Below are 14259 nucleotides of genomic sequence, written 5' to 3'. Positions count from 1 at the left end.
GAACGAAAAATGATTAGCAGCTAAAAATAACAAATAAAAAAGGAAGGTTCATGCCTGCGACAAAAAGAAGTAATCGCAAAGAGCAAATACTGCAAGCCCTCGCGCAAATGTTAGAAACCAGCCCAGGACAACGGATTACAACTGCAAAGCTTGCTGCTGAAGTGGGCGTGTCTGAAGCTGCGCTTTACCGTCACTTTCCAAGTAAAGCACGTATGTTTGAAGGCCTAATAGAGTTTATCGAAGACACGCTTTTATCGCGCATTAACCTTATTTTAGAAAACGAAAAAGAAAGCCAAACACGCGTTTATAATATTTTGTTGTTGCTACTAACGTTTGCAGAAAAAAACCCAGGTATTACACGCATACTTACCGGCGACGCCCTACAAGGCGAGCAAGAGCGTTTACGCGAACGTGTACAAGGGCTATTCGAAAAGCTAGAAACGCAATTTAAACAAGTACTGCGCGAGCGCAAACTTCGTGAAGGTAAAACCTTTCAAAGTGACGAACTCACCCTTGCTAACTTTTTACTAGCCTATGTTGAAGGTAAAATGAACCAGTTTGTGCGCAGCGACTTTAAAGTAAAGCCAAGTTCGCAATTTGAAAAACAATGGCCTGAACTACAAAAAATTTGGTTATAACCTTACTTTATTATTTTACCGTTAGCGCTAGTTATTCGCGCTAACGGTTACCCTTTCGTCCCTTTTCTTATACCGCTTATCTGATCCGCTCGAAATATAAACCAAACTCGCTACAATACTTATTACATTAAAAGTACTGTGAAAAACGAGAATCAATAATGAAAACAACGCTCACCTTTTTAAGCTCAGCACTGCTTGCAAGCTTAGCGAGCCCGGCTGCTTGGGCTCAAAAGCCGTTAGAATTTAAAGACGTATTCGATTTTAAGTACGCAAAAAGCACCCAACTTTCAGATGATGGTAAAATCCTCAGCTTTAGCGCTAAGCCTTACCGTGGCAATGCAAATGGGCAAGTTTATGACTTAACAACAAACACCCTCATTAGCACCGTGGAGCGCGGCACTAAGCCTTTTATTAACAAAGCGGCTAATTGGGTGGCATTTACACAAGTACCCACCCTGCTTGAGCAAGAGACCAGCGAGAAAAAGTCATCACTTAAAAACAACCTCATTTTAGTAAATACCCAAACCGGCGAAAAACAGCAATTTGCCGACGTAAAAGACTATGTTTTAGGTAACAATGGCCAGTGGCTTGCTTATCGAGTTGATAAAAAAGCAGAAAAAGACACACCTGCTGAAGAGAACAGCAAAGAAAAAAGCGCTATCACACCAGATAAAAAAGATAAAAGCTTTGAGCTAGTAATAATAAACTTAAAAAACAGCACCACCCACAGCTTAAACAATGTATTTAGTTATGCGCTAAGTCCAAATGGCGCTCAGCTACTTGCCAGCCAAAGCTTTAGTGATGGCAACAACAATCAGCTTGTACTGCTTGAACTTAATAATAACTTTGCGCAAAGCGTATTAATTGATGAGCCAGGCGTGGTTGCACAATCAATTAGTTGGCACCCTGATAAAGAAATAGCCGCATTTAACCTCGGTAACTACGTAAACGATGATGAGCGTCGCAGACAATACTCTCTAAAGCTTTGGCAAAATAACACCCTTAGCACTATCGACTCCCCTAATAAAGAATGGGTTATAGGTAAAACAGCATCGATTAGCTGGTCTGAAAATGGCGAGCGCTTATATTTTGAAAACCACCCCAAACTGGCCGCTAAAATAAAAGCAAAAGAGTACACCGATGAAGCATCACTGTATGACTTTGACACGATTCGTGAATATAAAGCGCTAAACGTGTGGCACAACAACGATGCCCAAATAAAACCACGAGAAGAGCAACAGTGGAACAAGGTTAATAAAAACCGCCATTACAGCGCTGTTTTTCATTTAAAAAGCCAAAAAGCAGTACAACTAAGCAATGAAAAAGTCAGCGATTTAGCGCTTAACACTAATCGTAGCCAAAGTGTATTAGGCTACTCTAACCAAGCCCACCTAGAAAAAATTATGTACGGTGGCTTTTTTGCCGACTACTACAGCATAAACATTAATACCGGTGAGCAAACTCCCATTATTAAAAACTCACCGTTTACACCAAGCCTTGCACCTAATGGGCGCTACGCAGCCTACTTTGCACAAAGCCAAGTACAACTTAAAGATTTAAAAACCAACAAAGTTACCGCTCTTAGCAAAGCTATTAATGCCACGTTTGCCGATGACAAACACGACTACCCATCACCGCAACCTGGTTATGGGTTTGCCGGTTGGTTAAATAACAGCAGCCAAGTATTGGTTTATAGCAAATACGATATTTGGGCGTTTGATGTCAACACTCAACGCGCTGAGCGTTTAACTAATGGTAAACCAAGCAATACGCAATATCGCGTTATTAAGCTTGATAAAAACCACGTAGGCTTTGCCCAAAACGATACATTACTTGTATCAGCCGTTAACTTACAATCAAAGCAACGTGAAGTAGCCAAGCTTGATTTAGCCTCACAAACGGTTACTAATGTACTGAGTGGCAAAAAACGTATTGATGTAGTTAAAAAAGCAAAGCATGCCGATAAATACCTCTTTACCGAGCAAACATATCATCAGTTTCCTGATTACTACCAAAGCGACTTTAGCTTTGCAGCGCCTAAAAAAGTCACCAACTTAAATCCACAAATGGCGGATTTTACCTGGGGCGAAAAGCCAGAGCTAATTAGCTACAAAGGCTTTGACGGCGAAGACTTACAAGGGGTATTAATTAAACCTGCAGGTTACAAAAAAGGCGATAAAGTACCCGTTGTTGTGTATTTTTACCGCTATATGAGCCAGCGCATGTATGACTTTCCTAAAATGGAGCTAAATCATCGTCCTAACTTCCCTATGTTTACCTCAAACGGTTATGCGGTATTTTTACCTGATATTCGCTTTGAAATAGGTCACCCGGGTAAATCGTCAACGCAAACCATGATAAACGCTACCCAAAAATTAATAGATTTAGGCATTGCCGACCCAGATAAAATAGGCCTACAAGGGCATTCATGGGCAGGTTATCAAAGTGCGTTTATGATCACCCAAACAGATATGTTTAAAGCGGTTGTATCGGGCGCGCCGGTATCAAACATGACCAGCGCATACAGCGGCATACGTTTAAAGTCGGGCCTTGCGCGTCAATTTCAGTACGAAACAGGACAAAGCCGCATAGGTAAAAATTTATTTGAAGCACCCGAGCTATACATCGAAAACTCACCAGTGTTTTTTGCCGATAAAGTAAATACCCCTATTTTAATTATGTTTGGAGACAAAGACGACGCAGTGCCTTGGCACGAAGGCGTGCAATATTACTTAGCCCTGCGCCGTGCGGGTAAAGACGCCACCTTTTTACAATACGAAGGTGAACCACATCATTTGAAAAAGTTTCCTAATCAGGTCGATTTTTCAGTGCGTATGATGCAGTACTTTGACCATTACTTAAAAGGCAAGCCAGCAGCTAAGTGGATGACAGAAGGTGAACCGTTCGTTGAAGAGTAAAACCCATTCGCAATAACACTTAGTTAAGAGTTTGGTTTAAATACTAAAAAGCCGATATTGTATAAATCAATATCGGCTTTTTGTTTTAAAGTTTCTATTATTAAGCTACAAACACAGCTCTCTAAATGGCAAAGTGGCTGCACCAATGGAGACCGGAAAGTTATTAATGTTTGAGACCACCAGCTTGGGCATTGGGCGTTTAGCACCGCGTCTAAATTGTGCGTAAACCTCAGTACGCGCTATTACTTTTTCAGCCAGCTCTTTAGGTATATGGCCGCCAATAATAATCGCTTCTGCATCTAATAGCGCCGAGCAACAGGTTGCTACTAAATCAAACGAGTCTTGAACTTTAAATAGCCACTCTTCTACGCCTGGCCATTCTGGGTCAAAATTATCGTGCAGGTCGTAAATTGAATCAACCGCTACACCATTTTTTTTCAAAATACGCTTTAGTAACTCTAAATTGGGATGAGCGTATAACTTTGGCGGTAACATATCGCCAAGCTCGCCAGCATTACCGTAAGTACCACGCAGTACATCGCCGTTATTTACGATTCCGCCACCAAATGCGGCCGAGACAAACATATACACAAAGTTTTTATACTCGCGGCCTATACCTGCAACCCCTTCGCCAGCGGCGGCGCCTGTAGCGTCATTCACCACCCACGTAGGGAGTTGAAAATGCTTAGAGACAATATCGATAATATCAACCTGCGACCACTCCTCTAGCATATGGTGGGTATTCATTTTCCCGTCCATAGAGCTAAAAAAGCCCGATATACCCACGCCCATTCCCAGTACTTTTTCGCTCGCAATGTTATGCTCTGCACTTATATCGTCCACCAGCTTTTGCGCACTTTTAAGTACGTTATTAATACTCATGTCTGACATAAGCTGCATATGGGTGTAAATAACTTTGCCGGTAAAATCCATGACTGCTACAGAAATAGCATCAAGCAAAATAGCTAAACCAAAGGTAAAGCCATATTCGGGGTTAAGCGCAATACCAAACCCAGGCTTACCCTTTTTATTAGGGATAAGCGTATCGGTTTGCATTATTACGCCATGCTGAGTTAACGATTTAAGTAAACGCGAGACAGTTTGCTGCGGAATTCGGGTGGCGCTCACAATATGGCTTTGTGTTACGCACTGCTCCCAAAACACCACCTTAATAATATCACGCTCAATGTCTTGAAAAAGTTTATCGCCTTTTCCAAGCTCAAATCCTGAGCGTAATAAGTTACTGTTATTTAGCGAAAACATAGCTATTAACCCTAATAAAATTGGAGCACAAGGTTACGTTAAACCACTTTAAAGAACAAGTAGGCGAGCGCGCCTACTCAATCACTATCACTCTAAAATCGTTAACGTTAGTATTGGTTGGCCCAGTAATAATTAAATCATCAATGGCTTTAAAAAACTGATGGCTATTATGGCCTTCTAACTGAGCGTGTAAGTTTTCGCCAGCATCAAGTGCGCGCGCAATCGTGCTGCTATTTATATACGCACCGGCAACGTCTTTACTGCCATCTACACCATCGGTATCACAGGCTATGGCATAAATGCCCGCCTCGGCGTTAAGCGCCTCTGCCAATGCCATTAAGTACTCTTGATTAGGGCCACCATCGCCATAAATATCGGCTACCGTTACTGTAAGCTCACCGCCAGAGAACAACATAACGCACTTACCTTGCGCTTTTTGCTCAAGGGCTATTTTAGCATGTGCGCGGGCAACCTCTTTTGCCTCACCTTGAATGTCGTACCCCAGTACTTGCGTATCCCAGCCTTGGTGCTGCGCTATATCAATAGCACTGTCAATCGCGTGCTGGGCATTAGCTACAATAAAGTGTTTGCCTTGAGTATCAGCCGCGCGTGGTTGCTCAGGCTTTAATAAATGCGCTTCAATTTCGTTAATAACCGGCCAGTTGTACTTTTGTAAAATAGCCAGCGCATCGGCTTTAGTGCTGTTATCGCTAATTGTGGGGCCTGATGCAATATCACTTGGCTTATCCCCTACTACATCCGAAATAATCAGCGTGACATAATCCGACTTAGCCGCTTGTGCTAACTTACCGCCTTTAATGAGCGAGAGCTGTTTGCGCACAACGTTAATTTCATCAACGCTTGCACCACTTTTAAGTAAAAACTGATTAAGCGCCTGCTTTTGCTCAAACGGTACATCATCTACCGGCAAACACATAAGCGACGAGCCGCCGCCTGATATAATAAACAAAATAGGAATATCGGCCGGGTTATTTTTTACAAGCGCCAATAACTCTTTACCTGCTGCTAAGCTGTTAACATCTGGCGTTGGGTGATTAGCACTAAGCACTTTAATGCGCCCAGTGTCGCCGGCACTTTCGTAGCCGTAACGTGTCACTACCGCACCAAAGCATTTATCACCATAAAAACGGTTAACCTCTGCGGCCATTTCGGCGGCGGCCTTACCGGCGCCCACCACGCATAAGCCATTACTGGCATCTATATTTTCCAAGTACTTGCTCATACACGCACTGGGTTTACAGGCATTTACCGCCGTGGTAAATAAATCGATTAAAAATGACTTTTTAGAATCCATGGGTTAACGCTCACGAAAAAATTGATGGAATAGCAAGGCAAATTAATACCATCACAACAAACATGCTAAGCAGCATAACGATATCTTTACCGGTTAAAATTGAGTTTGAGATAGTCTCAGCGTTTTGCGCTTTAGCAACCTCGTTTACTTCGCGTGGAATCGCAATGCTTGTCGTAAGGGTAATCACCGCAGTGGCCACAAAGCCAATAAAGTTCCACCAAAACCAAAATACGTCTGGCGCAAATACCGACACCAACAAGTTAATTAACACACCACTAATTAAGCCTATGTTTGCATGCAGCGCAGCACTGCGCTTACTAACTACGGCTATTAAAAATACCGCTAGTATTGGGCCATAAAATAACGAGCCTACTTTGTTAATGGCTTCAATAATAGTAGGTGCGATATCACCAGCATAAAGCGATAAAATTAACGTAATTGCACCCCAAATAAGCCCTAAGTATTTAGCCAATTTTAAGTAGGTTGGTTGGTCTAGCTCTTTATTTGAAATACGGCTGTAGTCTTCAATACTTACCGCCGAAAGCGAGTTAATAGCTGAGCTAAGTGATGACATAGCCGCAGATAAAATAGCCACCACTAATAAACCAATTAAGCCATGTGGTAAGTAATCTAAAATAAAGATTGGCATCATCCAATCTGGGCTATCGGCTGGAATTTTGGCTAAAAACTCAGGGTTGCTCATAGCCAGTGTGCCTACAATTAAGCCCGACACACAATATAAAATAGTAATAGGAAAACGTACTACGCCATTGGCTAAAATCATGTAGCGTAAGTTTTTAGGATCTTTTGCACTAAGGGCACGTTGCGCTTGTGTTTGGTCACACCCATAGTAAGAGGCGTAAAGCACCACACCACCAAAAATCATAGGTAAAAAGCCAAAACCATCGCCACTAAATCCAAACGAATCAAATTTTATGGCTTCTAATCGGCTCGAATCAACATTAGCAATAAAGGTATCAACCCCACCTAAGTGATAAAGTCCAAAGCCAATACAAGCAATAGTTCCCAGTACAATGATGATCATTTGAATTGCATCACCATACACCACGGCTTTCATACCGCCTTGCAGTGAATATAACACCGTGATCACGCCGGTAAGCACAATGGCTTGCCATGCTTCTATGCCCATGGTGCCTTGGAGAATAAGCGATACCGCATAAATCATAATGCCGGTGGCAAATGCGCGGCTAAACTGAAACACCACACTAATAAGCACACGGGTAGAACGACCAAAACGCATTTCTAAGTAATCATAAATACTTACAATACCGCTTTTATAAAGCTTAGGTAAAATAGTCGCTAAAATTAAAATCATCGCCAGCGGCACACCTAACTCATACGAGAGCCATTGCATACCACCGCCTTCACGCAAACCAACAAATGCAGGAGCCGAAATAAAGCTAATAGCCGAAAGCTGAGTGGCCATTACCGACAAAGCTAAAGGTTTCCACCCTAAGCTTTTGCCTCCTAAAAAGTAATCACTTTTATTGGTTTGTTCGCGTAGCATAAACCCCATTACCAATAAGGCACCAAGGTAAAGAGCAACTATTGAAAAATCTAATATATTCATAATTATTTCGCGTATTCACATTAAGAAAACACAGCGCCTTCTCAAAAATAAAAAACTAAACAGCTATATGCTTACTTCTAAAACAGTCCCTAAAAACAAGCCTATCGCTAACTTAGCTGAAAAATGCATCACAATGCAAAAAGCCTATTAACCCCAAAACAGGTCAATAGGCGTAAAGCATTTATTTAAAAGTCGTATTTGACTCTAAATGTAACGCGTCGTGGGAGAATTGGACGGCCTACAAAGTAAGGATTGTCTGACGTTTGACTGTTGCCTAAACGCGGCGAGCCTTCGGTAACACCATCAGAGTCAAACAAATTAAATACCCCTACGCTTAAACGTACGGTTTGCTCTGGGGCGATTTGCCAGTTATAACCCGCATCAAATCTAAACAAGTGGAATGAATCAAGCTCTACAGAGTTTGCATCGTTAGCAAAGTTTTTACCTGTAAAGTTATGATACAAAGCAGCATCCCAATTATCTGCGGTGTAGCTTATAGAAGAGTTAAATAATACTTTTGGTTTACGACGTAACTCGTTACCAATAATAGAAGGGTCTGAGTCAAACTCAGTAAATTCGTGGTCAGTGTAGGTCATGTTGGCATCAATCGCCCACTCGTCGGTAATATCGTAGCGACCCGTAAGCTCCACACCCGTTGCTTTGGTTGATTGCATAACAGGCAGCTCTAATACCCCACCGTTGCCATCGTTAACAAAGTCTACGCTGCGTCTGTCTTTTAAGTCGGTTCTAAATAACGCGATACTACCGCTAAAGTCGTTATCAAAAAACTTAATACCAAGCTCGCCTTGTTCAACAATTTCGGCTTCGTAGCTGGCAGGCTCACCTAAATCATTAAACTGAATCCCTCTAATTTCTGGGAAGAAAAACCCGCGAGATGCATTCGCGTATACGTTTAAGTTATCGGTTAAGCGGTATAAGGCTGCACCCGATACTGCAAATTCAGAGGTGTCTACTTCGCCGTAGGTCATTACACCACTGCCTGTGGTGTTTACCTGTAAATTAGGCGCAAGTGATGGATCATCAGAAATTTGTACAACTTGGCTGCCTTCACGGCTAATTTTGCCGTCAATTTCTTCATAACGAACACCAAAGTCGATAATCCAGTCATCGCTTTCCATTTGGTCCGCTACATAAAGCGCACGACGGGTAGCGCTAATTGTTTGGTTGGTGTAAGAAATACCTGGGCCACTAATACCATTTTGTGTGTACTGAACAACATCACCATCGGCATTGGTGTACGTTAAATCAACCAGTTCTGGGTTATTGTTAAATTCCCCCAAGTAGGTCGTAATAACGTTATCGTCATCGGCTTCACTGTGAGAGAAAAACGTACCAACGGTAATATCGTGGCTAAAATCGCCAACAAAAATACTTTTAACAATATTAAATTCGGCCGAGAAATCCTCTGCTGGGCGGTCTCTATCTAAAATACGATTAGCAAATAATAAGTCATCGCTTGCCAGTGCCTGCCCCGATGCAGTGTAAGTAAACGCTGCATCGCTTACATCACCTAAACCACGGTTAGCTAAAAACTCTTCCTGGCTCTCAGGTACATTAATAATACCGTCGCCATCTAAAAATAGATTAAATTCGTGTTGGTACTTTGCGTATTTACTGCGCATGTTAATAGCAAAATCGTTAGCGAGCTCTTTTTCAAACACCACTGAAATAGAGCCACCTTTAGTTACCACACCATCACTAATTGGCGATTCATAACGACCATTGGCGGTATCGTAAGAGAGGTTAGACACATTAGCAGTTTGTAATGACTCCACTTCGCGTCCATCGTTACCAGTTAAGCGTTCGCGGCTGTCGCCATCAAGCGGAATAGGCAGGTAAAATTGTGCTTGGTCATCAATGTATTGGCCATACACAGTAAATGAGCCAGAGCCGTCATCAAATTCTTTACGAATATTACCGCGCAGCTGAGTGCCTTTAGTCTCAAGCCCTGTATCTAACGGGCCTTCATCGTAACGGTAAAAGCCCGACAGCGCATAATAAAGTCCATCTTCGTTAAGCGGCCCGCTTGTGGCAAAATCTAAACGGGTACGGCCCTGATCAGAAAGCTCCATTTGCACAGTACTTTGCGGATCATCGCTGCCCGTTTTAGAAATATAGTTAATAATACCCGCTACAGAGCCTTGGCCAAATAAGTTAGACACACCGCCACGCACAAATTCTACACGCTCAATACCTAAGTCGTTTCGGTAGTACACATCAAACGCCGATGAGTTTAAGCCAAAAACACTCAAACTAGGTGAACCGTCGTACGACAGTGGCGTAAACTGAAACTGACCCGATGAAGGTAAGCCTCTTACTTGTAGGTTTGTTCCAACCTCACCACCGCCCCCTTCTACTTTAATACCTGGGATATAACGTAATACATCTGCTTGGCTGCTTGATGAAAGCTTTATTAATTCATCTTCGCTAATAGAGGTTACTGACTGTGGGGTATCTGAAATAACGCGTCCTTTGCTGGTACCAGAGACGATAATACGTTCAACGTTATTTTCTTTTTTTGCTGTATCTGGCGCAGTCTCTTCTGCGGCAAACGCGCCTTGTGTGAGGCATAAAGATACAATAGAGGCGATCGTAGTTTTATTCACGGGTATTCTCCAATTGTGCTAGTTGTCTGTGTGTAATTACTCAGAGTGTGGCTAAGTAAGTGCGAAATAATCAAGTATACATGTTAGTTTTTTGTTACTTCGAACAGGATTTAAGCACAGAAAAAAAACATTTACAACCCATAATGAGTGCTTTAATATTATCCAAATTGAAAATAACACACAAAGAGCACCCAATATGACTACTACACTCAACGGTAAACTTGATGCAGCCACAGCGGCATCGCTTACAGAACTTGCTACTAAAACACTTATAGCAAACGATTTAGGTGGCTATACCGTCCCTACGCATGGCCTTTACCCGTTTCAGTGGAACTGGGATTCAGCGATTACAGCCCTAGGGTGGATGAAGTCTGACGAGAGCCGTGCGTGGCAAGAAATTGATGTGTTATTTTCAGGCCAGTGGGATGATGGCATGGTGCCACATATCTTATTTCATAAAGATTCAACTACCTACTTCCCTGGTCCAGATGTGTGGGGCTCTGATAAAAAAATTAAAAGTACGTCTATTTCGCAGCCACCCGTTGTGGCAACAGTAATGAAAGAAATGCTTGCCAGCGCACAAGATAAAACCCTTGCAGAGCAAAAAGTTAAAGCATTATTTTCTCAAGTTGTTGATTACCATTTATGGTGGTACAACGACCGAGATCCTGAAAACACAGGCTTAGTGGTCACTTATCACCCGTGGGAATCGGGTATGGATAACAGCCCATCGTGGGATGATGCCCTTGAAGCTGTACCTGGTGTTGATTGGGAATACACCCGCCGCGACACCAGCCATGTTGATTCGTCGCAGCGCCCGCATAAAAGCGAGTACGACCGTTTCTTATACCTAGTAGACTTTTTTAAACGTAACAATTTTGATAGCAAAGTAATTTACGAAACCTGCCCGTACAAAATGAACGACCTAGGTATTATTGCTATTTTGCACCGTGCGACAAAAGATTTACTCAAAATGGGTGAACAACTCGGTTTAAACGATGCACGTACCGATTATTTAGCACAGCGTCTAGAACTTACTCAAACAGCAATTAACACGTTATGGTGTGAGCAAAGCAAATACTTTTACTGTAAAAACGTGTTAACCAACAGCCTAGCTAAAGTTAAAACATCGGCGGCACTACTAACCGTTTATGCTGGTTTAACAACTGACGAGCAAACGCGTATTATTAATACCGCAACAGAAGATTTTATTGAGTCGAGTCAATTTAGTGTGGCATCTACCCACCCTAAAGAAGAAAAATACGAGCCACAGCGTTACTGGCGCGGCCCTATTTGGTTACACATTAACTGGATGATAGCCATAGGCCTTAAAGAAGCAGGGTTTGTGACCACGGCAGATAAAATTCAGGACGACACGCGCGATTTAGTGCTTAAATCGGGTTACTACGAATATTTTAACCCAGAAACAGGCGCAGGCTGTGGTGGTAAAGATTTCTCATGGACAGCCGCTATTGCGCTGCATTGGCTACTTGATTAATAACTAAGGCAGCATTATGAAACACACAATATGTTTTGGTGAAGTATTGGTTGATTTACTCTCTGATAAATTAAGCCTAAACAACAGCGAGCACGAAGCGTTTACTAAGTTTGCAGGCGGTGCGCCTGCAAACGTAAGCGTAGCTATTGCAAAGCTAGGTGGTAACGCCTACTTTGCTGGCATGCTAAGCACCGACAGCTTTGGTGATTTTTTACATAACGCCTTAAAAGAGCAAGGCGTAAAAACCGACTTTATGCGCTTTACCGACCAAGCAAAAACCGCCCTTGCGTTTGTATCACTTGATAAGGACGGCGACCGTACGTTTGAGTTTTACCGTGATAACACCGCCGATCTTCACTTTACTAATAGTGACTTTAGCAGTGAATGGTTTGAGCAATGCGATATTTTTCATATTTGCTCAAACACCTTAACCGACGAGCGCATACGTAAAACCACCGCGTATGGGGTTGAATTTGCCAAGCAAAATAACTCAATTGTCAGTTTTGATATTAACTTACGCCTCAACTTATGGCCTAGTAATGCTAACCCGCGTGAACACATTTTACCCCTGTTAAAACACTGCTCTATTATTAAAGCCTCTAAAGAAGAGCTTGAATACTTAGCGGGTGAGCAAACGGGTGAAGAATTTATAGCCGACACTCTCAATAATGGCTGTGAGTTATTTGTGGTTACCGATGCAGGCAACCCCATGCACTGGTATACCAAAAGTGCCAAGCAAACGCTTCACCCTAAAAAAGTTACTATGGTTGATGCTACCGCCGCAGGAGATGCGTTTGTAGGTGGATTGCTGTATCAACTAGGCTTACAAAACCTCACACCTAGCTCTTTTAGTAAGCTTTGCAATAACCCCGAAACACTAACAACTATTTTTGAATTTGCTTCGTTATGTGGTGCTCATGCAGCATCTTACAAAGGGGCATTTACGTCTCTTCCTAACGAAAAATCGCTTAACGATTTTAGGAGCGCACTATGAGCCACACACCTGATAACTTTAAAAGCCGCGAATTTTTAACACAACATATTGCCGATACGCTGGCGTTTTACGAGCCAAACATAGACGACGAACACGGCGGTTTTTACCAAAATTTTTCGGATAATGGTGAGGTATTTGATAAGCAAACTCGCCACTTAGTAAGCTCTACTCGGTTTGTATTTAACTATGCACGTGCGTACCAAACCTTTAATGACGAAAAGTACCTGGACCGTGTTAAATCGGGTATTGAGTTTATTCGTAAGCACCACTTTGTTGAGCAAACAGGCGGTTACAATTGGTTATTGAGTGTTGAGCAAGGTAACGCCACTGTACTTGATGATACCAACCACTGCTATGGCTTTGCGTTCATGATTTTAGCCTACAGCTGGGCATACCGCGTAGGTGTTACAGAGGCGCGCGAATACCTAAACGATACATTTCAAACAATGGAAACGCATTTTTGGGATGCAAAAGCGGGTTTATATAAAGATCAGCACAACAGTGACTTTACTAAGTGCGATCCGTATCGCGGGCAAAACGCCAATATGCATACGTGCGAAGCTCTTATTGCCGCTTATGAAGCAACTCAAGATGAGCTATTTTTAAATCGTGCGCTCACACTGGCCGATAACATGGTTAATCGCCAAGCTAATTTAATGGGTGGGCTTATTTGGGAGCACTACGATATAAATTGGCAGGTTGATTTAGAGTATAACAAAGACGATCCTAAAAATTTGTTTCGCCCGTGGGGTTTTCAGCCAGGTCACCAAACTGAGTGGTCAAAACTACTAATGTTTTTAAATAAGCATAAGCCACAAACTTGGCTTGTAGAGCGCGCTCAAGCGTTATTTGATAATTCAATAGACGTTGCGTGGGATAAACAACACGGCGGTATTTGTTACGGCTTTGCGCCAGATAAAAGCATATGCGATGACGACAAGTACTTTTGGGTGCAAGCCGAAACACTGTGCTGTGCAGCCTACCTTTATGAAACCACAGGGGATGAAAAATACCAGCAGTGGTATGACAAAATTTGGCAGTACTCGTGGCAGCACTTAGTTGATCATCAATACGGTGCGTGGTTTAGAATTTTAACCGTAGATAACAAAAAAATAGATACCATGAAAAGCCCAATTGGTAAAACGGATTACCATACTATGGGTGCCTGCTTTGACGTGTTGGCGTTATTAAAATAACCCAATAAGGTAAAACATTTAATTATGTTGTGTAGACCTTTAAACCGCCTTTTTGGCGGTTTTTTTTGCCTAAATAGTTACGCCTTTAACACCCTAAAAATAATCACCACAAAATATAATTTTGTGCGCCCCCTACTTTTTAAACCTCATATTTTGAATATACACCTAATAATAAAAAATTTTGCACGCCAGCGGCGTATAGTAATATAAAAGATAATA

9 protein-coding genes are annotated in these 14259 nt (G+C 42.2%); 5 read left to right on the top strand and 4 right to left on the bottom strand.

The features are described 5' to 3' along the window. Positions 1-50 precede the first annotated feature (50 nt). Both slmA and PAT01_RS04725 read left to right on the top strand, forming a co-directional pair. Positions 51-638, top strand: a complete 588-nt coding sequence (slmA, locus tag PAT01_RS04730) for a nucleoid occlusion factor SlmA (protein ID WP_004587943.1) — start codon at positions 51-53, stop codon at positions 636-638. Positions 639-796: 158 nt separating this feature from the next. Further along, on the top strand, positions 797-3556 hold the full coding sequence (locus PAT01_RS04725; RefSeq protein WP_154944990.1) for a S9 family peptidase: 2760 nt from the start codon (positions 797-799) through the stop codon (positions 3554-3556). Positions 3557-3661: 105 nt separating this feature from the next. On the opposite strand, the gene PAT01_RS04720 is transcribed toward PAT01_RS04725, so the two are convergent. The 4 genes from PAT01_RS04720 to PAT01_RS04705 form a co-directional block, all read right to left on the bottom strand. Next, positions 3662-4819 carry an ROK family transcriptional regulator gene (locus PAT01_RS04720; protein WP_024031368.1) on the bottom strand — a complete coding sequence of 386 codons (1158 nt, stop codon included), beginning with the start codon at positions 4817-4819 and terminating at the stop codon, positions 3662-3664. A 73-nt stretch (positions 4820-4892) separates the two neighbouring features. Next, complete coding sequence (locus PAT01_RS04715) at positions 4893-6134, bottom strand: glycerate kinase type-2 family protein (RefSeq protein ID WP_154944988.1); 1242 nt, start codon at positions 6132-6134, stop codon at positions 4893-4895. A gap of 10 nt (positions 6135-6144) precedes the next feature. Continuing rightward, positions 6145-7725 carry a sodium:solute symporter family protein gene (locus PAT01_RS04710; RefSeq protein ID WP_154944986.1) on the bottom strand — a complete coding sequence of 527 codons (1581 nt, stop codon included), beginning with the start codon at positions 7723-7725 and terminating at the stop codon, positions 6145-6147. Positions 7726-7910: 185 nt separating this feature from the next. Continuing rightward, positions 7911-10352, bottom strand: coding sequence for a TonB-dependent receptor (locus tag PAT01_RS04705; RefSeq protein WP_154944984.1), 2442 nt, complete (start codon positions 10350-10352; stop codon positions 7911-7913). 196 nt (positions 10353-10548) lie between these two features. Here PAT01_RS04705 and PAT01_RS04700 point away from each other — a divergent pair, with 196 nt between their 5' ends. Genes PAT01_RS04700 through PAT01_RS04690 form a run of 3 tightly spaced genes read left to right on the top strand, consistent with a single transcriptional unit; the run spans position 10549 to position 14040 of the window. Further along, positions 10549-11850 (top strand): MGH1-like glycoside hydrolase domain-containing protein, encoded by a 1302-nt coding sequence (locus PAT01_RS04700; protein ID WP_154944982.1) that lies wholly within the window; start codon positions 10549-10551, stop codon positions 11848-11850. A gap of 16 nt (positions 11851-11866) precedes the next feature. Further along, the gene (locus tag PAT01_RS04695) at positions 11867-12844 is read left to right on the top strand and encodes a carbohydrate kinase family protein (RefSeq protein WP_154944980.1); all 978 of its coding nucleotides are present in this window, start codon (positions 11867-11869) and stop codon (positions 12842-12844) included. Further along, positions 12841-14040 (top strand): AGE family epimerase/isomerase, encoded by a 1200-nt coding sequence (locus PAT01_RS04690; protein WP_154944978.1) that lies wholly within the window; start codon positions 12841-12843, stop codon positions 14038-14040. The genes PAT01_RS04695 and PAT01_RS04690 overlap by 4 nt, the downstream gene beginning before the upstream one ends. The last annotated feature ends 219 nt before the right edge of the window (positions 14041-14259 follow it).

It is taken from the genome of Pseudoalteromonas atlantica (genome assembly GCA_007988745.1).
Lineage (GTDB): Bacteria > Pseudomonadota > Gammaproteobacteria > Enterobacterales > Alteromonadaceae > Pseudoalteromonas > Pseudoalteromonas atlantica.
The sequence above is the reverse complement of the archived record's forward strand: the minus strand, read 5'-3'. Positions and strand labels throughout refer to the sequence as shown.